The organism is Variovorax sp. Soil_C_17 (assembly GCF_057657265.1).
Window position 1 is genome coordinate 112,397 of sequence record NZ_JBDGIT010000009.1, and the last position, 25,501, is coordinate 137,897.

At 66.4% G+C, this 25,501-nt stretch carries 21 protein-coding genes and 1 pseudogene; 16 read left to right on the top strand and 6 right to left on the bottom strand.

The window, feature by feature from the left end:
• Positions 1–22: 22 nt before the first annotated feature.
• Together AC3A6Y_RS29070 and lhpI are read left to right on the top strand one after the other, a co-directional pair.
• Positions 23–3,487: a molybdopterin-dependent oxidoreductase gene (locus AC3A6Y_RS29070; protein WP_487871691.1), complete on the top strand. Its 3,465-nt coding sequence runs from the start codon at positions 23–25 to the stop codon at positions 3,485–3,487.
• A 24-nt stretch (positions 3,488–3,511) separates the two neighbouring features.
• On the top strand, positions 3,512–4,459 hold the full coding sequence (gene lhpI, locus AC3A6Y_RS29075) for a bifunctional Delta(1)-pyrroline-2-carboxylate/Delta(1)-piperideine-2-carboxylate reductase (protein WP_487871692.1): 948 nt from the start codon (positions 3,512–3,514) through the stop codon (positions 4,457–4,459).
• A 124-nt stretch (positions 4,460–4,583) separates the two neighbouring features.
• Here the strand turns inward: lhpI and AC3A6Y_RS29080 are convergent, their stop codons facing one another.
• Positions 4,584–5,402, bottom strand: a complete 819-nt coding sequence (locus AC3A6Y_RS29080) for a GntR family transcriptional regulator (protein ID WP_487871693.1) — start codon at positions 5,400–5,402, stop codon at positions 4,584–4,586.
• A gap of 101 nt (positions 5,403–5,503) precedes the next feature.
• On the opposite strand from AC3A6Y_RS29080, the gene AC3A6Y_RS29085 reads away from it, so the two are divergent.
• The 9 genes and pseudogenes from AC3A6Y_RS29085 to AC3A6Y_RS29125 all read left to right on the top strand — a co-directional run bounded on the left by AC3A6Y_RS29085 (position 5,504) and on the right by AC3A6Y_RS29125 (position 14,152).
• Positions 5,504–6,376, top strand: coding sequence for an isocitrate lyase/PEP mutase family protein (locus AC3A6Y_RS29085; protein ID WP_487871694.1), 873 nt, complete (start codon positions 5,504–5,506; stop codon positions 6,374–6,376).
• The gene (gene leuC / locus AC3A6Y_RS29090) at positions 6,376–7,779 is read left to right on the top strand and encodes a 3-isopropylmalate dehydratase large subunit (protein ID WP_487871725.1); all 1,404 of its coding nucleotides are present in this window, start codon (positions 6,376–6,378) and stop codon (positions 7,777–7,779) included. Before AC3A6Y_RS29085 ends, leuC begins: the two co-directional genes overlap by 1 nt.
• Complete coding sequence (gene leuD / locus AC3A6Y_RS29095) at positions 7,776–8,405, top strand: 3-isopropylmalate dehydratase small subunit (RefSeq protein WP_487871695.1); 630 nt, start codon at positions 7,776–7,778, stop codon at positions 8,403–8,405. The genes leuC and leuD overlap by 4 nt, the downstream gene beginning before the upstream one ends.
• A 90-nt stretch (positions 8,406–8,495) precedes the next feature.
• Positions 8,496–9,527, top strand: coding sequence for a tripartite tricarboxylate transporter substrate binding protein (locus AC3A6Y_RS29100; protein ID WP_487871696.1), 1,032 nt, complete (start codon positions 8,496–8,498; stop codon positions 9,525–9,527).
• A 100-nt stretch (positions 9,528–9,627) separates the two neighbouring features.
• Positions 9,628–10,161, top strand: a pseudogene (locus AC3A6Y_RS29105) (TauD/TfdA family dioxygenase); the annotation flags it as partial.
• Between the two features lie 169 nt (positions 10,162–10,330).
• A complete protein-coding gene (locus tag AC3A6Y_RS29110) occupies positions 10,331–10,675 on the top strand; it encodes a TauD/TfdA family dioxygenase (protein ID WP_487871726.1) in 345 nt (114 codons plus the stop codon).
• A gap of 43 nt (positions 10,676–10,718) precedes the next feature.
• Positions 10,719–11,453 carry a Sua5/YciO/YrdC/YwlC family protein gene (locus AC3A6Y_RS29115; RefSeq protein WP_487871697.1) on the top strand — a complete coding sequence of 245 codons (735 nt, stop codon included), beginning with the start codon at positions 10,719–10,721 and terminating at the stop codon, positions 11,451–11,453.
• Positions 11,454–11,462: 9 nt separating this feature from the next.
• Positions 11,463–12,458: a Bug family tripartite tricarboxylate transporter substrate binding protein gene (locus AC3A6Y_RS29120; protein ID WP_487871698.1), complete on the top strand. Its 996-nt coding sequence runs from the start codon at positions 11,463–11,465 to the stop codon at positions 12,456–12,458.
• Positions 12,459–12,514: 56 nt separating this feature from the next.
• Positions 12,515–14,152: a 3-(methylthio)propionyl-CoA ligase gene (locus tag AC3A6Y_RS29125; RefSeq protein WP_487871699.1), complete on the top strand. Its 1,638-nt coding sequence runs from the start codon at positions 12,515–12,517 to the stop codon at positions 14,150–14,152.
• Between the two features lie 563 nt (positions 14,153–14,715).
• On the opposite strand, the gene AC3A6Y_RS29130 is transcribed toward AC3A6Y_RS29125, so the two are convergent.
• The 5 genes from AC3A6Y_RS29130 to AC3A6Y_RS29150 form a co-directional block, all read right to left on the bottom strand.
• A complete protein-coding gene (locus AC3A6Y_RS29130; protein ID WP_487871727.1) occupies positions 14,716–15,246 on the bottom strand; it encodes a MarR family winged helix-turn-helix transcriptional regulator in 531 nt (176 codons plus the stop codon).
• Between the two features lie 83 nt (positions 15,247–15,329).
• Entirely contained in the window at positions 15,330–16,136 is an 807-nt protein-coding gene (locus AC3A6Y_RS29135) for an alpha/beta fold hydrolase (RefSeq protein WP_487871728.1), read from the bottom strand.
• 123 nt (positions 16,137–16,259) lie between these two features.
• Positions 16,260–17,483 carry a xanthine dehydrogenase family Fe-S subunit gene (locus AC3A6Y_RS29140; RefSeq protein ID WP_487871729.1) on the bottom strand — a complete coding sequence of 408 codons (1,224 nt, stop codon included), beginning with the start codon at positions 17,481–17,483 and terminating at the stop codon, positions 16,260–16,262.
• Positions 17,480–18,334: an FAD binding domain-containing protein gene (locus tag AC3A6Y_RS29145; RefSeq protein WP_487871700.1), complete on the bottom strand. Its 855-nt coding sequence runs from the start codon at positions 18,332–18,334 to the stop codon at positions 17,480–17,482. Before AC3A6Y_RS29145 ends, AC3A6Y_RS29140 begins: the two co-directional genes overlap by 4 nt.
• Positions 18,331–20,712: a xanthine dehydrogenase family protein molybdopterin-binding subunit gene (locus AC3A6Y_RS29150; RefSeq protein ID WP_487871701.1), complete on the bottom strand. Its 2,382-nt coding sequence runs from the start codon at positions 20,710–20,712 to the stop codon at positions 18,331–18,333. The genes AC3A6Y_RS29145 and AC3A6Y_RS29150 overlap by 4 nt, the downstream gene beginning before the upstream one ends.
• 360 nt (positions 20,713–21,072) lie before the next feature.
• On the opposite strand from AC3A6Y_RS29150, the gene AC3A6Y_RS29155 reads away from it, so the two are divergent.
• From AC3A6Y_RS29155 to AC3A6Y_RS29175, 5 genes are read left to right on the top strand one after another with little or no spacing between them, the layout of a single operon-like run.
• Positions 21,073–21,390, top strand: coding sequence for a non-heme iron oxygenase ferredoxin subunit (locus tag AC3A6Y_RS29155; protein ID WP_487871702.1), 318 nt, complete (start codon positions 21,073–21,075; stop codon positions 21,388–21,390).
• Complete coding sequence (locus AC3A6Y_RS29160; protein ID WP_487871703.1) at positions 21,387–22,640, top strand: NAD(P)/FAD-dependent oxidoreductase; 1,254 nt, start codon at positions 21,387–21,389, stop codon at positions 22,638–22,640. Before AC3A6Y_RS29155 ends, AC3A6Y_RS29160 begins: the two co-directional genes overlap by 4 nt.
• Before the next feature lie 26 nt (positions 22,641–22,666).
• Entirely contained in the window at positions 22,667–23,977 is a 1,311-nt protein-coding gene (locus AC3A6Y_RS29165; protein ID WP_487871730.1) for an aromatic ring-hydroxylating oxygenase subunit alpha, read from the top strand.
• Positions 23,974–24,489, top strand: coding sequence for an aromatic-ring-hydroxylating dioxygenase subunit beta (locus tag AC3A6Y_RS29170; RefSeq protein WP_487871704.1), 516 nt, complete (start codon positions 23,974–23,976; stop codon positions 24,487–24,489). The genes AC3A6Y_RS29165 and AC3A6Y_RS29170 overlap by 4 nt, the downstream gene beginning before the upstream one ends.
• Before the next feature lie 16 nt (positions 24,490–24,505).
• Entirely contained in the window at positions 24,506–25,501 is a 996-nt protein-coding gene (locus AC3A6Y_RS29175) for an amidohydrolase family protein (protein WP_487871705.1), read from the top strand.

The window sequence follows — 25,501 nt, forward strand, 5'->3', positions numbered from 1 at the left end:
GACAAAGAGACGAAGGTCCCCCATGGCCACAGAAGAGAAGCAGGGCTACTGCACGCTGTGCCGCTCGCGCTGCGGCACGGTCAACGAGGTGCGCGACGACATGCTCGTGGCTGTCCGCCCCGACCCGTCGCACCCCACCGGGCAGGCGATGTGCATGAAGGGCAGGGCGGCACCCGAGCTGGTCCACAGCCCACACCGCCTGCGCTACCCCATGCGGCGCACGCGGCCCAAATCCGACCCGGACCCGGGCTGGGTACGCATCGGGTGGGACGAGGCGCTGGCCGAGACGGCGCAACGCCTGGGCGCCATCAGGGTCGAGAGCGGCGCCGAGGCGGTCGTGTTCGCCGTCACCACGCCCAGCGGCACGCCATTGACGGACAGCATCGACTGGATCGAGCGCTTCGTGCGCATCTTCGGCAGCCCCAACATCTGCTACGCCACAGAGGTTTGCAACTGGCACAAGGACTTCGCGCACGCCTTTACCTTTGGCTGCGGCATGCCGGCGGCTGACTACGAGAACGCCGAGCTCATCGTCCTCTGGGGCCACAACCCCGCCAATACCTGGCTGGCGCAGGCGCATGCCATCGGACGCGGGCGGGCCAAGGGCGCGAAGATGGTGGTGGTCGATCCGCGGCCCACTGCGCTCTCGCGCCAAGCCGATGCCTGGTTGCCGGTACGGCCCGGCACCGACGCGGCGCTGGCGCTAGGCCTGATCCACCTGCTGATCGCAGACGACCGCTTCGATCAGAGTTTCGTGCGGGAATGGACCAACGCGCCACTGCTGGTGCGCAGCGACAACGGGCATTTCCTGCGCGAGCGCGACCTCTGGCCGGCCGCGTCCGGAGACCGATACGTGGTCTGGAACGAGGCGCGAGGTTGCGCGGTTCCGTACGACGCCGGTATCTCCGCCCGGGCACAGGGTGCCGAGCATTTCCGCCTGCGCGGCGGCGTCACCGTCGACGTCGTGACGGATGCATCGACAGGCGGGGAAGCCCTGTCGTGCGCACCAGCCTTCGAGCTGCTGGCCCAGGCCTGTGCCGGCTACACGCCGCATGACGTCGAACGCATCACCGGTGTCGCCGAAGAAGCGCTGCGCGCCGCAGCCCAATTGTTCGGTACGGGCCGCCGTGTCGCCTACCACGCCTGGACCGGAATCGGCCAGCACACCAACGCGACCCAGGCCGAGCGAGCCGTGGCCACGCTGTATGCGTTGTGCGGCAGCTTCGACCGCATCGGCGGCAACCGCGTTCGCTTCGGGCCCGGCGTCAACGCTGTCAACTCGCTCGCACTGCTGCCCGCCGCGCAGCGCGCCAAGGCGCTCGGGCTCGCGCAGCGACCAATCGGCCCGCCGGCGCAGGGCTGGGTGACGGCACGCGACACCTACCGCGCCATCCTCGACGGCGAGCCGTACAAGTTACGCGCGATGATGGCCTTCGGCACCAATCTGCCTGTGTCCCAAGCCGACACCGCGCTCGCGCACCAGGCACTGGCACAGCTTGAGTTCCACGTGCACTGCGATCTGTTCGAGACGCCGGCCGCGAGGTACGCCGACATCCTCCTGCCGGTCAACACGCCATGGGAACGCGAGGGGCTGCGCATCGGCTTCGAGATCGACGACCGGGCTGCCGCACTGGTGCAACTGCGGCAGCGCATGGTGACGCCGCGCGGCGAGTCGCGCTCCGACAACGACATCCTGTTCGACCTGGCGGGCCGACTCGGGATGGGCGGGGACTTCTTTGGCGGCAGCCTGGAGGCGGGATGGAACCACATTCTGGCGCCGCTCGGGCTGACGGTCGCGCAGCTGCGCGCCAGGCCCGCCGGCATTCCTTGCGCGATCGATGCCGGCGAGAAGAAGTACGCCGCCGAGACGCCGACCGGTGTGAAAGGCTACGAAACCCCGACCCGCCGCGTCGAGCTCTATTCCGAAGTGCTGCTGCGCCATGGCCACCCGGCCGTCGCCGCCTTCGTCGAGCCCGCCGATACGCCGCTCGATGGGCGAAAGACCCGGCAGGGCCGCTATCCCTATGTGCTGAGCTCGGCCAAGAACGGCTTCTACTGCCACAGCCAGCACCGCAGCCTCCCTTCGCTTCGCAAGCGGGCGCCCGACCCGGTTGCCGAACTGAGCCCAGCGCTCGCCGCGGCCAAACAGATCATCGACGGCGACTGGGTCCGGATCAGCACGCGCATTGGCCAGGCACGTTTCGTGGCCCGCATCACGCCGATGCTGGCCAACGAGGTCATCGTGGCGGAGTTCGGCTGGTGGCAGGACTGCCCGGAACTCGACCGCGAGGGCCTGCGTCCCGAGGGGACGACGAGCAGCAACTTCAACGCCCTGATCTCGGCGGACGCCTGCGACCCGGTGAGCGGGTCGGTGCCGCACCGCTCGTTTCTCTGCGACATCGAACGCGATCCAGCGAGCGAAGAGCGGCAGCGCAGGTGGCCGGGTTTTCGGCCCTTTCGCGTGAGCGAACTGCGGCCGGAGGCCGAGGGGGTGCTGGGCATCCACTTCGAGCCCGTCGATGGCAGCCCGCTGCCCGACTACAGGCCGGGGCAGCATCTGGAGATGCAGCTCTGCCCTGGCGATGACCGGCGTGTCACGCGTGCCTATTCGCTCACCGGTGCGGCCGCAGTGCCAGGCCGGCGCAGCTACAGCGTGGCGGTTCGGCACCAGCACGGCCGGTCAGCCGACGGCGCGCTGCACGAGGGCCTGGTGTCGAGCCATCTGCACCGCGCGCTGAGGGTTGGCGACACGATCGAACTGCGCGCGCCGTCCGGCAGTTTCGTGCTGCCGCGCAGTTCGCCGCAGCCGCTGGTCTTCGTCGCAGGCGGCATCGGCATCACGCCGTTCGTCAGCCTGCTCGAGTCGCTGCCGGATGGCACGCCCGGTCCCGCCATCTGGCTCTACTACGCCAACCAGAACAGTGCGACCCATGCCTTCCGCGATCGCATCGCCATGCACCAGGCGCGCCTGCCCCATCTGCGCGTGGTGAATCACTACAGCGCGCCACTGCCGCCAGATCGTGCGGGCGTTGACTTCCAGTCGCAGCGCCTCATCGACGCCGGCGTGGTGGACGATCAACTGATCGCGCAGCGCGCCCGCTTTTACCTGTGTGGGCCACCGTCGATGATGGCTGCGGTCACGACCGGGCTGGTGGCGCGCGGCGTGCCACGTTTCGACATTTTCAGCGAGGTATTCCGCTCACCCGTGGTGCCCCTGGTCGACGAGAGCCGGCGCTTCCACATCACGTTTGCACGTTCGGGCCGTGACCCGGCGGTCTGGACGGCATCGCAAGGCAGCTTGCTGAGCTTCGGCGAATCGATGGGGCTGACGATGCCCAGCGGCTGCCGCGTGGGCCAGTGCGAAAGCTGCGCGGTGCGGCTGCTGTCGGGCAAGGTGCGCCACCTGCACGGCAGCGAACCCGAAGACCCATCCGTCTGCCTGGCATGTCAGGCCATTCCCTTGGAAGACATCGTGCTCGATGCATGACCAGCAACGACAACGCACAGGACCATGAAGATCATCGACGCCGAAAGCACCCGCCGCGCATTGCCCTTCGACCGGCTGATCCCGGCCCTCAAGGACATGTTCATCGCCGGCTGCGAGGTGCCGCTGCGGCACACGCACACGCTGACCGCTGGCGACGGCAGCATCGGCACCGTGCTGATCATGCCGGCGTGGCAGCCGGGCGGCTTTCTGGGCATCAAGACCGTCACGATCGCTCCCGGCAATTTGAGTCGCGGCCTGCCGGGGTTGTTTTCTACCTACGTCCTGTACGACGCCCAGACCGGCGAGCCGTTGGCACAAATAGACGGCAACGAGATCACCTCGCGCCGTACGGCAGCGGCTTCGGCACTGGCTGCGTCGTACATGGCGCGCCCAGACGCGCGTACCTTGCTGATTGTCGGCGCCGGCAGGGTCGGCAGCCTCCTCGCCGAGGCCTACCGGACAGTACTGCCGATCGAGCGCGTCACGGTATGGGACTGCAACCCGGCGGCAGCCGAGTCGCTCGCCAACCGCCTGCAGACCCAGGGCATCGACGCCGAGGCGGCGGCGGCGGCCGATCTGGACCAGGCGGCTGGTCGTGCCGATGTCGTGAGTTGCGCCACCCTCGCGACGCAGCCGATTGTGCGAGGCGCCTGGCTGCATCCGCACAGCCACCTCGATCTGATCGGCAGCTTCACGCCCCAGATGCGCGAGGCCGATGACGCCTGCTTCGTCGGCGCGCGGGTACTGATCGATACGGAGGAGGCGGTGCAGAAGAGCGGTGATCTGCTCGGCCCGATGGCGCGAGGCGTGGTCACGGCGGGTTCGATTTCAGGAACCCTGGCTGACCTCGCCCGCGGGACGGTCTTCGGACGTTGCGCCGACACGGGGCGAACCGTTTTCAAGTCAGTCGGGACTGCACTTGAGGATCTCGCCGCTTCGGTGCTCGTGTTCCAGTGCGTGACTTCGCACTGAAGCATCGCCTGTCGGGGTTGTCGCACTTTTCGTGCATGTATGGACCCTGCGTCGAGTCCATACATACACAAAAAAAATTCGATCACCCCCTTGTGGGGTCACTGCCTTCCCCGTCGCAACGCATCTACCCGGACAGAAGATCGTCATCGACCGGCGCATCCAGCACGATCTGCCCTGCCGTCAGCGTGTTCACGGTCGCGCCGGCGATCTCCATCAAGACGCTCGCGCGGTCCGCGGCCATGTAGGCGGTCAGGTGCAGCACTGGACGCTCGTGCATGTCGTGCATCAGCCGCACCAGCTTCAGTAGCGGCGCACCGACCTCGGTCTGGATCAGGCCGGCTCGCTGCGGGTCGCTCACCGTCGCGCTGAACTCCTGCACGACGCGGCCGAACTGGACGCCTTGCACCATGAGGATCTCGTAGAGCGCTTTCTTCTTGAGCGCAGCGGCCGTCACGCGCCGGCCGACGGCGGCGGGCACCCAGGCGTCAGTCAGCATCGCCGGCTGGCCGTTGCGGTTGGATCGAATGCGCAGCGCGTGAACGGCCTTTTCGCCTGGGGGAATCTGCAGCAGCCTCGCCACATCGGCCGGCGGCGCGGCCTGCTCGACCTCGAGCACGCGGACGATCGTCTCGATGGCCGTCTGGCGCAGGCTGTCGATCACGCTGAGGCTGGGCACGGGCCGCATCTGCCCGGGCTCGCCCCGCACGAAGGTGCCGCGGCCGTGCCGGCGCTCGACCAGCCCCTGGGCCGCCAAGTCGCCTAAAGCGCGCCGCACGGTGATGCGCGAGACGCCGAATCGCTCGCAAAGCGCTTCCTCGTTCGGCAACGCGCCGCCCGGGAACAGGCCCCGCGAAATCTCGTCCCGCAGCACCAGGTAGATCTGCCGGTGCAGGGCGGTGCCGCGGGCCCCGTTCATCGGCGTGGTTCCAATCGACAGGTTCATGGCGGGAGCATAACTTGTTGACTTGTTGTTATGTTGTGATATTCTTATAACAACTGAGCAACGAGACAACCAAGATCAACCGCGCTGAAAGACCGCCGCCCATGACCACCCACACCTCCCTTCGCGAGCTGCTCGCCGCTCCCGGCATGCTCATCGCCCCCGGCGCCTACGACGGTATCGGGGCCCGGCTGATCGAGCAGGCAGGCTTCAAGGCCGTCTACATGACCGGTGCCGGCACCGCGGCCGCGCGCGGCTACCCCGACTTCGGCCTGCTCGACATGGGCGAGATGGTGGCCAACGCGGCCACGATGGCGCGCGCGATCGGCGTGCCGCTGATCGCGGACGCCGACACCGGCTACGGCAACGAGCTGAACGTGACGCGCACGGTGCGCGAGTACGAGTCGCGCGGCGTCGCCGCGATCCACATCGAGGACCAGGTCTCGCCCAAGCGCTGCGGCCACCTGGACGGCAAGGAAGTGGTCTCGCGCGCCGAGTTCGTCTCGAAGATCCGCGCCGCGGCCGATGCGCGCCGCACCAACTCGTTCGTGATAATCGCGCGCACCGATGCGCGCGCCATGATGAGCCTGGACGAGGCGATCTGGCGCGGCAACGCGGCGCTCGATGCCGGCGCCGACCTGGTCTTCGTCGAGGCCACGCAGTCGCTGGAAGAAGTGGCGGCGGTGCCCAAGGCGGTGAAGGGGCCGTGCCTGCTCAACGTGGTCCCCGGCGGCCGCACGCCGATCTTCGACCTTCGCGAAGCCGAGGCCATGGGCTACAAGCTGGCGATCCTGCCCGGCCTGATGCTGGCGGCTGCGATCCAGGCCGGCGATGCGGCGCTGGCCCAGCTCAAAGCCACGCACAAGGCGCCCGAGGTCACGCAGACAGTGGCCCAGACCTTCCGCCGCTTAGGCGCCGACGAGTGGGATGCACTGCGCCAGCGCTTCAATGCCGGCGCCGCGATGGAAGACAAATGATGGCCGCGCGCACGCTATTCGACAAGATCTGGGACGCCCATGTCATCCGCGACCTGGGAGAGGGCTGGGCGCTGCTGCACATCGATCGTCACCTGCTGCACGACCTCTCCGGGCCGCCCGCGCTCGCCGAAGTCACGGCGCGCGGCCTGCCGGTTCATGACCCGGAACTGGTGTTCGCCACGCCCGACCACGCCATGTCGAGCCAGCCCGGGCGCAACGGCTTGAGCTACGCGCCCGGCGGCAAGCTGTGGACTGCGCTGCGCGACCGCACCCGCGCTGCCGGCGTGCGCCTGTTCGATCTGGGCGAGCCCGGGCAAGGCATCGTGCATGTGATGGGCCCGGAGCTGGGCATCGTGCTGCCGGGGCTCACCGTGGTCTGCGGCGACAGCCACACCTGCACCAACGGCGCGCTGGGTGCGATGGCCTTCGGTATCGGCTCATCGGAGAGCACGCACGCCCTGGCCACGCAGACGCTGCGCCAGCAGAAGCCCCGGCGCATGCGCATCCGCTGCGACGGCAGCTTGCGCGCAGGCGTCACCGCCAAGGATCTTGCGCTGCACATCATCGGCAAGCTCGGTGCCGCCGCCGGCGTCGGGTGTGCGATCGAGTATGCGGGCAGCGCGATCGAGACCATGGAGGTCGAGGCCCGGCTCACGCTGTGCAACCTGACGGTGGAGCTCGGGGCGCGCTGCGGCATGGTGGCGCCCGACCAGCGCACCTTCGACTACCTGCGCGGCCGCCCCTTCGCGCCGCAGGGCGCGGTCTTCGATGCGGCGGTGGCGCAATGGCGGCAGCTCGCCAGCGATGCCGATGCGATCTTCGATCGGGAAGAAGCCATCGACGTCTCCCTCATCCGCCCCACCATCACCTGGGGCACGAGTCCGGAGCACGCCATCGCCATCGACGGCCGCGTGCCCGACCCGCAAGCCGCTGCCGATGCCGCGCAGCGCGACACGCTGGCCGCCGCCCTCGACTACATGGGCCTGAGCGCGGGGCAGCCCATTGCCGGCACGCCAATCGACTGGGTGTTCATCGGGTCGTGCGCCAATTCGCGCATCACCGACCTGCGCGCTGCCGCCGAGGTGGCGCGCGGCAGGCACGTGGCGCCGGGCGTCACGGCCTGGGTCGTGCCGGGTTCCGAGAACGTCAAGCGCGCCGCGGAGGCCGAGGGCCTGCGCGAGGTGTTCGAAGCCGCAGGCTTCGCCTGGCGCGAGCCCGGTTGCAGCATGTGCGTGGCGGCCAATGGCGAGCAGGTGCCGCCGCAGAAGCGCTCGGTGTCGACTTCCAACCGCAACTTCGTCGGTCGGCAGGGGCCGGGGGCGCGCACGCACCTGGCGAGCCCGGCGATAGCGGCTGCGGCGGCGATTGCGGGGTGCATTGCCGATGTCGGGAGCATTGCATGACCAATCCGCCATTCACCGTCGTCATCGGCGCCGCGCCGTACCTGCCGCGCGCCAACATCGACACCGACGTCATCGTCCGCATCGATCGCCTGACCTCGCTGCCCAAGGATCAACTGGGCCCCTACGCCATGGAGGCGCTGCGCTACCGCGCCGACGGCAGCAACGACCCCGACTTCATCTTGAACCGGCCCACCTTCCGAGGCGCCCCGATCCTGCTGGCCGGCGACAACTTCGGCTGCGGCTCCTCGCGCGAAGGTGCGGTGTGGGCGCTGCAGGGGATCGGCGTGCGCTGCGTCATCGCGCCCAGCTTCGGCGACATCTTTTACAGCAATTGCTTTCAGAACGGCGTGCTGCCGATCCGCCTGCCGGCGCCCGAGGTCGAGGCACTGGCCGCGGCCTGCGCCGATGGAGCCTCGCTCACGGTCGACCTCGAACGGCGCATGCTGATTGCTCCTTCAGGCGTCCAGACCGCATTCACCATCGACCCGCTGCGCCGCGAGGGCCTGCTCCATGGCCTGGACGACATCGGCCTGACGCTGCGCGACGATTTCCTCATCCACGCTTGGCAGCAGGCCGACCGCGGGCAGCGGCCCTGGGCCTGGCCGGCTGCGGCCGTTTCTCGTTGAAGGAAACGGCATCGCAGATGAACTCTTTCGAAGGGACGGCTGCGGCCCGCCTGCTGCCCCGTGCCTTGCCGGTCACAAAACAAAGGAGACATGAAGATGATGAAGTGCGTATTTCAAGCCTGGTGGCGCGTCCTCGGGCACACCGGCCGATGGGCGCGCCCCTGCATGGCCGCGCTGGCCGCAGTGGCCGCGGTAGCAGCAGCCGGCCTTCCGCTCGGCGCTGCCGCGGCCGGCTGGAAGCCTGAGCACCCGGTGACGATGGTGGTGCCCTACGCCGCCGGCGGCGGCACCGACGCGCAGGCGCGCGTCGTGGCCAGGGAGCTGTCGCAGCTGTGGGGCCAGCCCGTGGTGGTCGAGAACCTCGGCGGCGCCGACGGGCTGATCGGCACCCGCCGCGTGATCGACGCCAAGCCCAACGGGCTCACGCTGCTGGTGCAGCTGCCCTCGATCGCGCTGATCCGGCACCTGCCGGCCTTCAAGGGCACCGATCCGGTGTCGCAACTGGTGCCGGTGTCGGCCTTCTCGACGCTGCCGGGTGTCGTGGCCGCCAATGCCGCGCTGCCTGTGGCCACCATGGCCGAGATGGTGCGGCACTGCAAGACGGCCGCGTCCCCGTGCTCGCTCGGCACCACCGAGAACATGGCGCGGCTGCAGGCGCGCATGCTGGGCGAAGAAAGTGCGCTGCCCAATCTCATCATCGTCAACTACAAGGGCGGCGGCCAGCTGATCACCGACCTGGTGGCCAACAACGTCTCCTTCGCCATCGCCGGAAGCACGGCCGTGCTGCCGCATGTGCGCTCCGGCGCGCTCAAGGTCATCATGACCATGGGCAACAAGCGCTCGTCGATCCTGCCCGAGGTGCCGACGGCCATCGAGCAGGGCTTTGCCAGCTTCGACGCGACCACCTGGTACGGCATCTTCGTGCCGAAGGGAACGCCGGCCGAGATCCAGCAGGGCATCGCGACTGCGTTGCGCGAGGCCGCGAAGAGCGAGGCAGTGCGCAAGGCCTTCGGGGCCATCGGCGCAGAGCCGCTGGGCAACACGCCCGCCGAGTTCGCGGCGATGGTCCAGCGCGAGCGGGACCGCGCCGATTCCTTGGCCAAGCGCTTCCCGCTCGATTAGATCGTATCGACAGGAGCATTGCCCGATGAGCACCGTGACGACCACGCCCACCATGGGCCGCGACGCCGCCGCCTGGCACAGCGCCGACCTGGCGCGAGACATGCGCTGGAAGACGTACTTCGACGATGCCGAGCGTGCCGACCTGCTGCGGGTGCTGCGCGCCGGCCACCGGGCCGGGCAGCCGCTGCTGGCGTACCGGCGCAGCGACTTTCCCTTCGGGGCCGCCGCGCTGGCCAAGATCCGCCGTGCCGTCGACGAGGCGCAGCACGGCCTGGGCGTCGCGCTGCTCAAGGGCTTTCCGCGCGAGGGCGTCACGCCGGACGAGTTCGAGCTGCTGACCTGGGCGGTCGGCCTCCATGTCGGCGTGGCGCGCCCGCAGGACAGGATGACGCGCTACATCAACCGGGTGCAGGACGCGGGCACCGTCTACCGCAGCCCCACCGGCCGCGGCTATTCGTCGAATGCCGAACTCGATTTCCACGTCGACGGTGCCGACACCGTGCTGCTGAGCTGCTTCAACCAGGCGCCCGTCGGCGGCGACAGCATGTGCGCGAGCTCGACCGCGGCCTGGCGCCAGCTGCTGGCCGAGCGCCCCGACCTGGCCGACGTGCTGCGTGAGCCGCTGCCCTTCAGCCGCCAGGGCGAGCAGGCCGAGGGCCTGGCCGCCTTTCGGCTGATGCCGGTGTACGGCGACATGGACGGCGAGGTGTTCTGCATGTGGGTGCGCAACCGCGTGGAGCAGGGCGAGAAGCTGCCCGGCGCGCCGCGCATCACCGCGAAGCAGCGCGAAGCAGCGCGAGGCGATGGACCTGCTGGACGAGATCGTGCGCCGGCCCGCCTTCATGTACTCGATGCGGCTCGAGCCCGGCGACCTGCAGATCCTCAGCAACTTCACGGCGCTGCATTCGCGCACCCAGTTCCAGGACGAACCCGACCCCGAGAGGAAGCGGCTGCTGTTCCGCCTCTGGCTGGCCACGCCCGATTCGCCGCGGCTGCCGGCTGGCTGGGATGGCTTCTACGAATCCACCGAACCCGGCGTGGTGCGGGGCGGCGCCTACGGGCAGCACTACGACGACGCCTGCCGGCGCTTCGATACCGAGCAGGCGCAGGCCATGGGCATGCGGCTCGGCCCCGGATTCTCGAATTGACCCACTGAACGCTGAACCCACTGAACCCCACCAAGGAGCAGACATGAGCAGACTGGACATTGCCGGCGACGCCCGGCGCACCATCGACGTGATCAAGAACGGCGGCATCGCCATCGTGCCCAACGACACGGGCTACGCCTGTTGCGGCTCCTCCATGGACCCGCTGAAGAAGATCTACGACACCAAGCGCCGCGGCAGCCACAAGCGCAATGCCATGGCAGCCGACCTCGAGACGCAGCGCGAGCTGCACACGCTGCCGCCCCGCGCGCAGCAGATGGTGGAGGCGCTCGTCGTTGATCACGACCTGCCCCTGGGCGTGATCGGCACGTTCCGGCACGACCACCCGTTGATCCGCAAGCTGGACGACAACGCCATCAAGGCGAGCACGGCTGCCGGCACGATCAGCACGCTGGTCAACGCGGGCGCCTTCCACGCGGAGCTGTGCCGCCTGAGCCGCGAAGAGGTGGTGCCGCTGTTCGGCTCGTCGGCCAACATCTCGGGGACCGGCACCCGGTTCAGCGTCGAAGAGATTCCCGATGAGCTGAAGCAGATCGCCGACATCACCATCGACTACGGCCTGCGCCGCTACCACATCTATCGCCGCGCCGGGACGCTGATCAACTTCGAGACCATGGAAGTGATCCGCATGGGCGCCTGCTACGAACTGATCTCCGGCGTTCTCAAACGCTGGTTCGATGTCGACCTGCCGGCGGACCCGGGCGTCGAGGCGCTGCCCTCCGGGCACCTCAACGAGTTCGCACTGAAGAACGTCGATTAGGGGTCGGCCATGCACGCAGCGATCTTCGATCCGCGGCGCCGCTCGGCGCTCGCCGGCGGCGCGGCCGCCGTCGCGCTGGCGATGCTCGGCGGGCGCGCGCAGGCGCAGGCCTGGCCGAGCAAGCCGGTACGCCTGCTGCTCGGCTACACCCCCGGCGGCTCCTCCGACATCCTGGCGCGCGAGCTTTCGGTGCCGCTCGGAAAGCTGCTGGGCCAGCCCATGGTGGTCGACTACAAGCCCGGCGCGAGCGGGACCATCGCGGCGTCCGAGGTCGCGCGGTCCGCCCCCGACGGCTACACGCTCGGCCTGCTCGACAACGCGCCGATGACCATCGTGCCGTCGCTGCGCAGCCCGGGCTACGACCCGGTGGCCGGCTTCACACCGATCGCGATGGTGACCCAGTTGCCGCAGGTGCTCGTCGTGCCGGCGGCCAGCGGCATTCGCAGCACGCGCGAGCTGATCGACGCCATGCGCAAGGAGCCCGGCAAGCTGAGCTATGGGTCGGGTGGCGCCGGCAGCGTCAGCCACCTCGCGGGCGAGCTGCTCAAGCTGCGCACCGGGACCTTTGCGGTGCACGTGCCGTACCGAGGCGCCGTGCCCGCCATCACCGCGCTGATCGCAGGCGACGTGCAGTTCGCCTTCCTGACCTACACGGGCACCGCGTCCTTCATCGCGAGCGGAAGGTTGCGGGCCATTGCTGTCAGCTCGCTGCAGCGCCTGCCCGGGATGCCGGATGTGCCGACCGTTGCGGAGAGCGATGTGCCGAACTTCGACGCGCCGGGCTGGTTCGCGCTCATGGGCCCGGCCGGCCTGCCGCCCGCCGTGACCGCCCCGCTGCGCAAGGCGCTGGCCGAGGTGCTGGCAACCCCTGCCGTCGTCACGCGCATGCAGGAGCTCGGGCAGACCGTGGTCGCCGGCCAGACCGACGTAACGCGGACCATCGCCAACGAACTGGCGATGTGGAAGCAGCTCGTCGCACAGAGAAAGATCGTCATCGACGGATGACGGCCAACCATCCCTCCTCCTCCTCCCCGCACTCGAATCTTCACGAACGGAAACCCATGCTCCAAGGCCTGATGCAGGACCAGCCCCTGCTCATCTCCAACCTGATCGCCTTCGCCGAACTCCATCATGGCGACGCCGAGATCGTCTCGCGCCGCGTCGAGGGCGACACCCATCGCAGCACCTGGACCGAGGTCGGGCGCCGGGCTCGGCAGGTCGCCAACGCGCTGGATGCGCAAGGCCTAGCCATGTCCGACCGCGTGGCGACCATTGCCTGGAACGGCTATCGGCACCTGGAGCTGTACTACGGCGTGTCGGGTGCCGGCCGCGTGCTGCATACCATCAACCCGCGGCTGCATCCCGACCAGGTCACCTGGATCGTCAACCACGCCGAAGACCGGGTGCTGGCTTTCGACCTGAGCTTTCTGCCGCTGGTGCAGGCCGTGCACGCGCGCTGCCCCTCGGTCGGCCAATGGATCGCGCTGTGCGATGCCGACAGGTTGCCCGCGGACAGCGGCATCCCCGACCTGGCGAGCTACGAATCCTGGATCGGCGGCCAGTCCGAGCACTACGCCTGGCCGAGCTTCGACGAGGACAGTGCCTCCAGCATGTGCTACACGAGCGGCACCACCGGCAACCCGAAGGCGACGCTCTACAGCCATCGCTCCACGCTGCTGCACGCCTACGGCTCGGCGCTGCCGGACGTGATGGGCCTGTCGGCACGGGATGCCGTGCTGCCGGTGGTGCCGATGTTCCACGTCAATGCCTGGGGCATCCCGTATTCGGCAGCGCTCACCGGCTGCAAGCTGGTGTTCCCCGGCCCGGCGCTGGACGGCAAATCCATCTACGAGGTCATCGAAAGCGAAGCCGTCACCTTCGCGGCCGGCGTTCCCACCGTGTGGCAGATGCTGCTGGGCCATCTTCAGGCCAACGACCTGAAGTTCTCCACGCTCGAACGCACTGTGATCGGCGGTGCCACCTGCCCGCCGGCCATGCTGCGCAGCTTTCAGGCGTACGGCGTCGACGTGCTGCACGGCTGGGGCATGACTGAGATGAGCCCGCTCGGCACCCTGTGCGCGCTCAAGAAGAAGCACCTGTCGATGGACGCCGAGGCGCAGCTGGCGGTCCTCGAGAAGCAGGGGCGAGCGGTGTTCGGCGTCAACATGAAGATTGTCGGCGGCGACGGCAAGGAGCTGCCGTGGGACGGTAAGACGACTGGGGATCTGCTGGTGAAGGGGCCGTGGATCGTCGAGAAGTACTTCAACAGCGAGGATGGCGACCCGCTGATCGGCGGCTGGTTCCCCACCGGCGACGTGGCGACCATCGACGCCGACGGCTATCTGCAGATCACCGACCGCAGCAAGGACGTGATCAAGTCCGGCGGCGAGTGGATCAGCTCTATCGGCATCGAGAACATCGCCATGGCGCACCCCGCTGTGGCGCTCGCCGCCTGCATCGGCGTTGCGCACTCGAAGTGGGACGAGCGCCCGATCGTGATCGTCACCAGGGAGCCCGGCGCCGAGGTGACGCGCGAGGAGCTGCTCGCCTTCTACGAAGGCAAGACAGCCAAGTGGCAGATCCCGGACGACGTGGTGCTCGTCGAGTCGATGCCGCTGGGGGCGACGGGCAAGATCCTCAAGACACGGCTTCGGGAGCAGCTCAAGGGCTACAGGCTGCCGTCCAGCGAAGTGGGCTGAAAGGGTGGACGAGCTTGCGGCGGGGGGATAAATAGAGCTCGTCGAGGACATGTTCAGCGACGACGCTTCGCTCCGGCGAAGGAATAGCGAAACTTCGTAGAAGTTCGAACGGCAGGTTCAGCCCAGAGCGGCCTCACAGCGGACACCACGATCGCTGGAGAGCGGTCATCGGCAGGCCGACCTCGTCCGCCGCGCAGGGTTGAATGGGCCGCTAAAGTTGGCGTCGGCTCAGGTCCGTCTAACATCCGACGACGCGCACCATCCGGTTCACCATGGCCGGCTCGTCTTGAGCCGGTCTGCCTCGTGCATCGTCGTAGTGATCGTCGCTGTTGCCAGACCCATCGCCGCACGTCGCATCCCGAAGACCGGGGGCAAACGATGCGACATCTCTATTCGGGGCCTACACAAATGAAAATTGCGCTCGCCTTGTTATGTCAAGCGGGCTCGCAGCGCCTGAAAAGCCAAGCCGGCAAAGGAGAAGAGGACGCCACCGCACCGCGACAAACAATGCGGAATAAGGGGCGCCAACCGGCAAGACGCCGCTTCGAGGTAAACCAGACAGACTAGTCCTGCTTCTCCATCTTTTCGTGGGCATCCACGAGCTGAGCCAACAGTTTCATGAAGACGGCACGATCGTCGGGAGACAGCGGCTCGATCAATAGCTCCTGTGATCTGTGGATACTTTCTTGCAATTCGTTGATCAGGTTCAGGCCATCTGTAGTGATCACCGAAAGTCTTGATCGACGATCGTCCGGATTGACGCGAGTTTCAACTAGCCCCTTATCAACCAGGCGTTTGAGCACTTCTGCTGTCGTCGTTCGATCCAGAGAGAGCTCCCGACCGATAGCCTTCTGATCAAGCCAGGGGTTCATCGAAAGCGCCGTCAACATGCCGATCTGCAGCGGCGTGATGCTTTCAGACTTGCACAGATCAAAAAAGATCGCTTGGCCAATCTGAGTCAGTCGACGAATCAGGAAGCCCGGACGACGCCACATAACTTCGCGCAGTGGATTGAAAGGTTCGGGCCCCTGGGGCTTTGCCACCTCTGTTACGCCGCCTGTCTTCTTCTGAGCGGGAGAACGCTTCGTCATAATCTCGAGATCGCTGATAGTGCCAGCCGGCGAGTGTATCGGCTCCCCTCTATGTGAACAAAAAGCCAACCGCGCCTCCAGCCCCGCTACAACAGGTCGACCTTTAGATGCTCGCCCAGCAGGAGATAGAAGCTCACCTCGTCGTCCCACGGGATCATGTGGCCGGCGCCAGACACCGTGCGCTGCACCAAGCTCGGCGCGAGTGTTTCGATTTCCGCCAGGTCTTCCGCAAGCACCACGCCGCCTTGCCCCGCCGTCATGAGAAGCCCGGGCGTCCGCAACTTGGCCAGATCGGCGTGGATGTCATCGCTGTGAAAACCGGCATGCGCCTGTATGACGGCCTCCTCGCTGCACGTATGGAGCCACTCGGCCCGCAGTTGCAGCTGTTCATCCGTCCAGGTCGGCGCGTAAGGGCGAAGCTCGTCGGCCGTGACCCCCTTGATGGCCATCTGGATGGAATCCACGTACCAGGGCAGCGGCACGGGATAAGGGCGGCGGCCGGGGCCGGACACCGGGGGGTCCACCAGCAGCAGCCTGTTGATGCGCCTGGCGTCGCGCGCAGTGGCGCGAATCGCCACGCGGGCACCCATGGAATGACCCAGCAGCATCACGGATGACCATCCCTGAACGTCCATCAGATCGAGCACGTCGCACGCCATGGCATCGAGGCTCGCGTCCACCCCGGGCGCGCTGGATGACAAGCCGCGCCCTCGGAAGTCCAGGACATGAACGTCAAAGTGGCGCGCCAGGCGCTCGGCGACGAACCCCCACGTGATCGCCGGGCTCGTGATGCCAGGCAACAGGAGCATGCGTGGGCCCTGCCCACCGTAGCGCAGGAGGTGCAGCCGCACCCCGTTGGCGCGAACGTGATAGCCATGAAGAAGGGAACTCATTGCGACTCCGAGATGTTCCACGCACCCAGTCTCTCTCGCTGTGGGCTGGCGTTGGAATTTGCATCCACAAAAAACTCTTGTCCATTTCGCCCGAGGTGCCTGCCGCACCCGACGCGGGCGGTGTCAGGCCCGCGGGGGCCTTCCGAACCAACCGCGGACGCGGTTCCAGAGCACGCTCCGCATCATTGCGGCGATGGAGACCGTGGTTTGCAGCTCATTGACCGATGCTGCCTGTCCGCCCAGCCTGCGCGAGATCTGCTTGCCGAAGTCGGCCACCATCCGGCGCACGAAATCCTTCACGAGCCCCGAGCGGGAAAATTGCGCGAGCGGGCCTTGCAGCGCGTAGATCATGTCGACGTGGACCCGGGTGTTGTCGGCCGGCAATGCTTCGAGCCGATAGGTGATGTCGCCTTGGGTGCGCGACTTGCTCAGGCTGTCCTGGCCCGCCCCCCGAAGGACGGCGCGCTTGGCGGCATCATCACGTTCCAGCCGCGCCGCACCGGCGAAGGCCGCCGACATCGGGCCGAACTTGATGGCGATGGTGCCCTTGACTCTTTCCCCCTCGTGCGAGTCGATGGTCGCGCCGGGCAGGCAGGCTGCCACAGCAGGCAGGTCGCCCATGAATTCCCACACGCGTTCGATGGGATGAGGCACATCGAAATGGACTTCAATCGCGTTGCCTTTGGCCTTGGCCCTGGCCATCGCCACCGGATCGACTTCTGCCATGTCCGCAGCAGCGGCCGAATCGGCTGCAGCCGGCTTGTTCGGCGGTGGAACGGGCGCTCCGCCCTGCATCGCTGCCGTGACACGCTTCATCGCGATCGTTCGCGGTGCGCCCAATCTTTGCCGCAGCTTCTCGAACTGCGCATCGGGGCTGTCGCGCTGCTGCTGCAGCACGTCCAGGATGGCATCCACGATGCCCTGGTATCCCGTGCAGCGGCACAGGTTCCCCGATAGCTCGAGACGCACGCGCGCTTCGTTGGCATCGGGCAAGCGAAGCACGATGTCGCGCGCCGTGGTGAGCATGCCCGGTGTGCAGAAGCCGCATTGCAGCGCGTGGTGGCGTGTGAATGCTTGCCGCAACCGTTGCATCACCGCATCGTCGTCGTAGCCCTCGATGGTGGTGACCTCGCGGCCTTCGCATGCCACGGCGAACGTGATGCACGAGCGCGTGGGCTGCCCGTCGACAAGCACCGTGCAGGCGCCGCAGACGCCGTGTTCGCAGCCGAGGTGCGTTCCCGTCAGGCGGAGTTCGTCGCGCAGGAAGTCGCCAAGATGCATCCTCGGCTCGGCCTGCCGCCTGAAACCGCGGCCGTTCACTTGAATGGAAATCTCGTCCACGTCTATTGCTCCGCTTGTTTGGGACCGGCAAAGATGCCGGACTGCTCGAGTGCGCGCTCCACGCAGGCTGTGAAGAGCTTGTGGTCGATCGCATCGCGCTCGGGGAGTGCCGCGCGTACCGCCGCTCGCAGTGGCTCGCGCCCCGCCGCGCCGGCACCCTTGAGCGCGATCTCGGCCGCGAGCGCATGCAAAAGAATGGGCGGACCATCGACGGCCCCCAGGACGATTCGCGAACACTTGCGCGACGCATCGAAATAGACCGCCGCGCTGGCCTCTGCAAACTCGCCCGGCTTGCGGCAGACCTTGTGGTAGCCCCAGTGCGTGGCAGGGGTCTCCGAAGGCACGGCGATGGAGATGATCAGTTCATCGGACTCGAGCACGGTCGTGTAGGCGCCCAGCATGAACGCGTCGGCCTCGATCGTGCGCTCACCTCGCGGTGACTTGGCCACCATGCGTGCGCCGAGTGCCGCGAACACCACCACCCAGTCGGCCGCAGGATCGGCATGCGCCAGGCTGCCTCCGACGGTGCCTCGGGTGCGGATCGCGCGGTAGGCGATGCCGCTTGCGACCTGGCGCATGGGATGTGCCGCCAGCGGAGGGTGCGCGCCATCCTCGATCTCCGCATGGGTCACGGCAGCACCGATCTCGATCCAGTCGGCCTTGCGGCTGACGGTGCGCAGACTGGGAATGTGTGCGACGTCGACCACCTGTGCGGGTCGCGCCAGTCTCAGGTTGAGCATGGGGCCGAGAGACTGGCTTCCGCTCATGGCTTTGGCGCCGCCATTGCCTGCCACCAGCGCGGCGATCGCCTGATCCACTTCGAGGACGCGTATGTACGCGAACTTTGGCGCTTTCATCGGGCGTGTTCCTGTTCGCGCTTCGCGCTTTCGAGGGCCGTGAGCAGGCGGCGCGGCGTCAACGGTGTCATCAGCACCTCGGCTGCTCCCGTGCGGCGCAAGGCGTCGTTCACGGCATTGAAGATCACGGCCGGTGGCGCGATCGCACCGCCTTCGCCCACGCCCTTGGCACCGAATTCGGTGTGCGGCGAAGGTGTCTCAAAGTGCTCGATCCGAATGCGCGGCACTTCCGTGGCGCCCGGCAGGATGTAGTCCGCCAGGGTGGAGGCCAGCGGCTGGCCCTGATCGTCGTAGGGGCTCTCCTCATACATCGCAGTGCCGATGCCCTGCGCAATGCCCCCGATGGTCTGCCCCTCCACGATCATCGGATTGACCATGGTGCCGCAGTCTTCGACGACCACGTAGTCGAGGATCTCGACCTCGCCCGTTTCGGTGTCGACGGCGACCACCACCGCGTGCGTCGCATACGTGAAGGTGCCGGTATCGACCTTGGGCTTGTAAGCACGGGACACCTCCAGGCCGCCGAGATGCACGTCTGCAGGCAAGTCCTGCGGCGTGAGGTACCACGCGCCTCCGACCTCCGACAGCGGAATCGACTTGTCGCCGGCGACGGCACGCCCTTCGATCAATGCGACGGTCTGCGCGTCCACCCCCATGAGGTAGCCGGCAATCGACTGGATGCGAGGCTGAAGTTCCTTGCACGCGACCGAGATGGCGCCACCCGACATGACCGTGGCGCGAGAGGCGTAGGTGCCCGAGGAAAACGGAGTGAGCGCCGTATCGCCATGCACCACCCGAATTCTTCCCACCGGAATCCCGAGCACGTCATTGGCAATCTGCGCAAAGCTGGTCTCCATGCCCTGGCCGTGCGAGTGCACGCCGACACGCACTTCGAGTCCACCATCCGCAGTCATCCTGACCACCGCCTGGTCAAAGCCGGGCACGACCGGCAAGCCCCAGTTGGCGAACACCGTGGTGCCGTGGGCAGACTGCTCGGTATAGGTGGCCGTGCCGAACCCGATCAGGCGCCCGTCCGGCTCTCCGCGCGCCTGGCGCTCGCGGACGGCTTCCAGTCCAATCATCTCCACGGCGCGCCGCAAGCTTGCCGGAAAATCGCCGCTGTCGAAGTGCTTGTTGGCCACATTGACATAGGGCATGGCAGCGGCCGGAACCAGGTTCTCCATGCGCACTTGCCAGGGCTCGCGCCCCACTTCACGTGCCACGGCATCCATGAGGAGTTCGATCGCGAAGCACACGCCGGTGCGCGCGACCCCGCGGTACGCCATGAACCCGGGCTTGTTGGTGGCAACACACAGGGTCTCGCATCGATAGCCGCGAAAGCTGTAAGGACCCGGCAGGTTGCCGATCGCCTGGCCAGGTTCCAGGCCGACGAAGAAGGGATAGTAGGAATAGGCGCCGCCATCGATGGTGATGACGGCATCCAGCGCCAGGAGCTTCCCTGTGCGGTCAGCGTAGGCGGTGAGCCGATAGTGATGCTGCCGCGTATTGGCACCGACGATCAGGTGCTCGCGTCGATCCTCGAGATAGCGAAACGGCGTGCGATACGTCTTGGCCAGCCATGCAACGCAGAGGTCTTCAGGATAGAGCTGCCCCTTGTAGCCGAAGGCACCGCCGACGTCGGGCGAAACGACGCGCACGGCCTCCTCATTCATCGAGAGGTGCTGGGCGATTCCCACGCGCAGCAGATGCGGAACCTGGGTCGCACTGACGACGACGAGCTGATCGGTCTGGAAATCCCAATAGGCCAGGACGGACTTGCCCTCCAGTGGCACGATGCACTGGCGCGAGAGCTCGACCGTGCGGCTGACCTTCACCTCGGCCTTCGCGGCAAGCTCATCGAAGTCGCGATTGGCCCGAAGCGTCAGGAATACGTTGTCCTTCCACTCGGGGTGCATGAACTCCCCCGTGGCTGCGAGGGCGGACGCGGCGCTGTGATAGACGGGCAATTCGTCATACGAGACCTGCACTTCCTCCAGCAGGTCTTCCGCGATGGCACGCGTCGGAGCCACGGCCATTGCGATCGCCTCCCCGACGTGACGGACCTTGCCCGAGGCCAACGGCGGCAATGCCGAGTACTGGTAGGTGGGCAGCGAAGACGGCGAGCCGATGTCTGCGGCATCCGCCATCATCTCGCGCAGAAACACCTTCCCGGCAAGCGCCTCGGGAATGTCGACGCCGGTGACGACGGCATGCGCGAGCGGGCTGCGCAGGAACGCAACCTCCTGGAGACCCGGCAGCACGAAGTCGCCCACGAAGTTGCCCTTTCCCACCAGATGACGCGCGTCCTCCTTGCGAGGAATCCGGGCACCGATGCCCTCGGGCTTCAACAACCTGGCCGGAATGTCTGCTTGGTCCATGCGTTTCCTTTTCGTTGACTGGTTTCCTGACGCCAGGCCGCAGTTGGTGTGCGGCGCCTCCGGCATGCCATCTCGCAGCTCAAACCGAAAGATACGACAGTACACCATCACAATTGTATTGCCCCCGGACGTGCAATGAAAGCTTGTTCGCCTGGAGGCCGGCCTTATCGATATGTCTTCCCTGGGTTGGTGCATTGTCCGAGGGAAAACGCTCGATCGCGGCTCTTTGGCCAGGATATATGAATCCAATCTGGTGCAGCATCAAAGAGTACAAACCCGTACTTGAAATCACAAGACAACCTCCTTAATATGACAGTTCACTGACTATATTTCGAAGCGCTGCAACCGCAGGATGAAGCCATGAACTGGATCAAAGTCGCCTCGGCGCAAGAGCTGGGCAACGACGAAGCGAAGACCGTCAATGTCGCTGGACATGGCGTCGCGCTGTTCTGTATCGACGGCGAGTTTTTCGCCACAGACGGCATGTGCACGCACGCCACTGCTCTCCTTTCAGAGGGCTATGTCGAGGACGGCTGTGTTGAATGCCCGTTGCACCAAGGGCGCTTCGACATTCGTACGGGCAAGGCGATGTGCGCGCCGGTCACCGTGGACCTGTGCACCCATCCCGTGAAGCGAGAGGGCGACGACATCTATGTGTTGTCGCCCGTCGGCAAATGACCTCGCCCGGTGTTGTCATCGTCGGTGCGGGTCAGGCGGCGGCTGTCGCCGCACAAGCGCTGCGCAAACATGGCTACAGCGGTCGCATCACCATGCTGGGGCGGGAGCGCCACAAGCCGTATGAGCGGCCGCCTTTGTCCAAGGCCGTTCTGGTGGCGACCGAAGAACCCAGCCTCGACGTGCTCACGGAGGAGGCCTGGGTGGATGGCGACATCAATCTGCTGAGCGGCAGCGATGCGATCTCACTGGACCTTTCGAAGCGGCAGGTTCGCCTTGCCGACGGCCGGGTGCTCGCGTACGACATGTGTCTTCTAGCCACGGGTGGGGAAGCAAAGACGCTGGCATGCGCCCCTGAGGGCCATTCGCACGTGCATCACGTCCGCACCCTTGATGACGCGCGAAGGTTGCGCGCCGCCCTCCAAGGCAAGCCGCAAGTCGCAATTCTGGGTGGCGGCTTCCTCGGCCTGGAAGTTGCACATTCCGCATTGTCGAATGGCGCGGCAGTGACCGTGCTCGAACGCGCGACGTCCCTGCTCGATCGCTTTCTGCCGCCGGAGGCGTCGGCGTGGCTTGAATCCGGGCTGCGTGAGGCAGGTGCACGGCCTCTGCTCGGGGCCTCTCTCAAAGGCGTCCACCCATTGCCCAGGGGGCGCATGCGCCTGGTCACCGATGCCGGCGATCTGGAGGTGGATGAGGTCGTCGTCGCCATCGGCCTTTTGCCTAACGACGCGCTGGCCCGCGCTGCAGGTCTGGAGATTGCGGCGGGCGGCGGCGTCCTGGTCGACGCGCTGTGCCGAACCAGCGACGAGCACGTGTTCGCATGTGGCGATTGCACCAGTCAGCGACGCCAGGGCCAGACGACGCCAACACGCCTGGAATCTTGGCAGAACGCAAACGAGCAGGCACGCACCGCTGCCGCGGCCATGCTCGGCGTGCCCGCTCCTGCACCGCCCGTCCCCTGGTTCTGGACCGACCAGGGAAAACACAGCATCCAACTGCTTGGACTGCCGGCCCCCCAACTCGAATACGTGCGCCGAGGCGACCCCGCCGCTGGCAAGGCGCTGTGGATTGGGCACCGAGGCGCCATTCCGCTGCACGGCGTGGCCATCAATGCGGGCGGCGACCTGCGTGCCATTCGCCCTCTTCTGGAACAGGGGCGGCCCGTGCAGCTCGACGCCTTCCAGCTGGACGCCACCAATCTGCGCGCTTGGGTCAAGCAGATGCTGGCCGGCGCCGTCTCCACCGTTTAACCACCCCTCAGAGCCAAGGAGCTTCCATGTATCAATCGCAGGCGGTCATCGGCATCACGAATGCCCGAAAGAACCCGCCTTTGGAGCAGTGTGTCTGGCCCGCGGACGCCCTGAACAACATTCCTGATTGGGTCTACACGAGCCAAGCCATCTATGACCAGGAGATCGAGCGCATCTTCCGGGGAGACACCTGGAACTTCGTCGCCCTGGAAGCAGAAATTCCAAACCCGGGCGACTACAAGCGCGGCTACGTCGGCGCCACGGCCGTGGTGATCGTTCGCGCAGAAGACAACACGATCTCCGTCTTCGAGAATCGCTGCGCGCATCGCGGCGCCGAATTCTGCCGCTCAAGCCACGGCAACACCAAGGAGTTTGTCTGCCCCTATCACCAGTGGTCGTACGACCTCAAGGGCAACCTGCAGGGTGTTCCGTTCAAGCGCGGCATCGACAAGGTCGGCGGCATGCCGCCGGACTTCAAGAACGCCGAGCACGGCACTCGCCAACTGCGCGTGGCCACGCGCAATGGCGTGGTGTTCGCCACTTACTCCGACAAGACTCCGCCGCTGGAAGAGTACATGACCAAGGAGATCGTCGAGGAATTCGACGTTCCCTTCTCGGGCAAGAAGCTCAAGATTCTGGGCTATTGCCGCAACGAGCTTCCGTGCAACTGGAAGATGTATCACGAGAACCTCAAGGATCCGTACCACGCGACGCTGCTGCATTCGTTCCTCGTGGTGTTCGGCCTTCTGGTCCCCGGCATCAAATCGATCGTCTTCGCGGACAAGGAACATGGCCGGCACGGCTTCATGGCGTCATCGAAACCAGACCAGATCTATGCCACCGTTGCAGCCGACGACAAAGCGGAGATGCGATCGTTCAGCGACAGCCTGAGGCTGCGCGACGAGCGATTCCTGGACTATGTGCGTGAGTTCAACTCGCCCTGGTCCGCCAACATGATGACCATGTGGCCGAACCTGATCGTTCAGCGCCAGATGAACACGATGGGTGTGCGCCAGATCATCCCGAATGGTCCGAACAGCATGGTGATGCAGTGGACCATGTTCGGCTATGAGGATGACACGCCGGAGATGACGCGGCACCGCCTTCGCCAGGGCAACTTGATGGGGCCTTCCGGCTTCCTCGGCCTCGAGGACAACGAGGCACTGAAGTTCGTGCAGGAAGGCATCCGCAATTCGTCCACGGACAACAACGTCGTCAAGCTCGATGCGGGCCACCAGGGCACAGCACGCAACCTGATCTCGGAGTCGTGCATCCGGTCGCTCTACCAGTACTACAGGAGCGTCATGGGCATCCGTGTTGCGGAGAAGGCAGCATGAAACAGCGACTCGCCTACGTCAGATCCACGATGCCGCCCCGCCGCGCGGCCGAGTTGCGCGCCGAGATCGATTCCTTTCATGTCGAGTACTGCGCCGCCCTCGACGCCAACGACGTTGAGCGCTGGCCGGACTTCTTCAGTAAAGAAGCGACGTACCGGATCACCTCGCGCCAGAACGCACTGCTGGACATGCCCGTGGGGCTCGTCTACTGCGAGGGCCTGGACATGATCACCGATCGTGCCCTCGCCGTCGCGCACTCGCAGATGTTCGCGCCTCGCCACATGCTGCACGTCCTCGGACCGACGCGCGTACTGCACGAGACGGCCGACGCCATCAGCTCGCAAACGCCCTTCATCCTGATGCAGACCTTGGTGGAGGGGCCTTCCACCGTGCATCTGGCGGGCATCTACCACGACCGTTTTGTGCGCAAGGAAGAACGGCTGCTCATTGCCAGCCGCGAAGTGGTGCACGACACGGAAATTCTTGACACAGCCCTGGCGTACCCGGTCTGAATCCAAGGAGAACACGGTGAATCAAACCCCCAAGATCGCGCTCGAAGAGCACTTCTCCGCCCCTGGTTTCGACGATTACTCGGCCAGATACACGCGCGTACTGCCGGCCGACTTCGTTGCGAGGCTTGACGCCAAGCTGAGCGACTTCGACGACCAGCGCCTGGCCGAAATGGATGCAGGAAACATCGAGTACGCCGTGCTGTCTCAAACGATGCCCGGCGTACAAGCCGAGTTAGATCGCGCCGCCGCCGTACGCCGCGCGCGCGAGAACAACGAGTTCCTTGCAGAACGCGTGGCGCGCCATCCGCAACGCTTCGGTGCCTTCGCCCACGTGGCGCTTCAAGATCCCGTCGCGGCAGCGACCGAACTGGAGCGCGCCGTCGTCGAGCATGGCTTCAAGGGCGCCCTGGTCAACGGGCACACCTTGGGCCGCTATTACGAAGGCAGCGAATTCGATGTGTTCTGGGAGCGTGCGCAGGCGCTTGGCGTGCCCATCTACCTGCACCCCAACGCGTTCAGCCAGTCACCGGCGCTGCTGGAAGGCATGCCAGTCCTGCAGGGAGCCGCGTGGGGCTGGGGCGTCGAAACAGCGGGGCATACATTGCGCCTGCTGTTCGGCGGCGTATTCGACCGCTTTCCGCGCCTGATCCTGCTGCTGGGCCACATGGGCGAGGGCCTGCCGTACCAACGCTGGCGCATCGACAGCCGCTTCGCCGCGTACCCCTCGGGCATCAAGCTGGCACGTAAACCCAGCGAATACATCGGCAGCAACATCCTGATCACCACGTCCGGCGTGTGCTCGGCACCGGCACTGATGGGCGCAATCGGCGAACTGGGCGCGCACGCCGTGCTCTTCTCGGTGGACTATCCCTACGAGTCTACCGCCGAGGCCTGCAGCTTCATCGAGCAGGCGCCCCTGGACAAGCAAACCCGCGCACAGGTGTGCCACGGCAATGCCCGCCGGCTCTTCAAGCTGGGCAGCCCCCAGGACCTTGTGCTTCTGCAGATCTAG

Coding starts and splice junctions, on each gene's coding strand:
- AC3A6Y_RS29070 (WP_487871691.1), top strand. CDS start 23: ATGGCCACAGAAGAGAAGCAGGGCTACTGCACGCTGTGCCGCTCGCGC.
- lhpI (WP_487871692.1), top strand. CDS start 3,512: ATGAAGATCATCGACGCCGAAAGCACCCGCCGCGCATTGCCCTTCGAC.
- AC3A6Y_RS29080 (WP_487871693.1), bottom strand. CDS start 5,402: ATGAACCTGTCGATTGGAACCACGCCGATGAACGGGGCCCGCGGCACC.
- AC3A6Y_RS29085 (WP_487871694.1), top strand. CDS start 5,504: ATGACCACCCACACCTCCCTTCGCGAGCTGCTCGCCGCTCCCGGCATG.
- leuC (WP_487871725.1), top strand. CDS start 6,376: ATGGCCGCGCGCACGCTATTCGACAAGATCTGGGACGCCCATGTCATC.
- leuD (WP_487871695.1), top strand. CDS start 7,776: ATGACCAATCCGCCATTCACCGTCGTCATCGGCGCCGCGCCGTACCTG.
- AC3A6Y_RS29100 (WP_487871696.1), top strand. CDS start 8,496: ATGAAGATGATGAAGTGCGTATTTCAAGCCTGGTGGCGCGTCCTCGGG.
- AC3A6Y_RS29110 (WP_487871726.1), top strand. CDS start 10,331: ATGGACCTGCTGGACGAGATCGTGCGCCGGCCCGCCTTCATGTACTCG.
- AC3A6Y_RS29115 (WP_487871697.1), top strand. CDS start 10,719: ATGAGCAGACTGGACATTGCCGGCGACGCCCGGCGCACCATCGACGTG.
- AC3A6Y_RS29120 (WP_487871698.1), top strand. CDS start 11,463: ATGCACGCAGCGATCTTCGATCCGCGGCGCCGCTCGGCGCTCGCCGGC.
- AC3A6Y_RS29125 (WP_487871699.1), top strand. CDS start 12,515: ATGCTCCAAGGCCTGATGCAGGACCAGCCCCTGCTCATCTCCAACCTG.
- AC3A6Y_RS29135 (WP_487871728.1), bottom strand. CDS start 16,136: ATGAGTTCCCTTCTTCATGGCTATCACGTTCGCGCCAACGGGGTGCGG.
- AC3A6Y_RS29145 (WP_487871700.1), bottom strand. CDS start 18,334: ATGAAAGCGCCAAAGTTCGCGTACATACGCGTCCTCGAAGTGGATCAG.
- AC3A6Y_RS29150 (WP_487871701.1), bottom strand. CDS start 20,712: ATGGACCAAGCAGACATTCCGGCCAGGTTGTTGAAGCCCGAGGGCATC.
- AC3A6Y_RS29155 (WP_487871702.1), top strand. CDS start 21,073: ATGAACTGGATCAAAGTCGCCTCGGCGCAAGAGCTGGGCAACGACGAA.
- AC3A6Y_RS29160 (WP_487871703.1), top strand. CDS start 21,387: ATGACCTCGCCCGGTGTTGTCATCGTCGGTGCGGGTCAGGCGGCGGCT.
- AC3A6Y_RS29165 (WP_487871730.1), top strand. CDS start 22,667: ATGTATCAATCGCAGGCGGTCATCGGCATCACGAATGCCCGAAAGAAC.
- AC3A6Y_RS29170 (WP_487871704.1), top strand. CDS start 23,974: ATGAAACAGCGACTCGCCTACGTCAGATCCACGATGCCGCCCCGCCGC.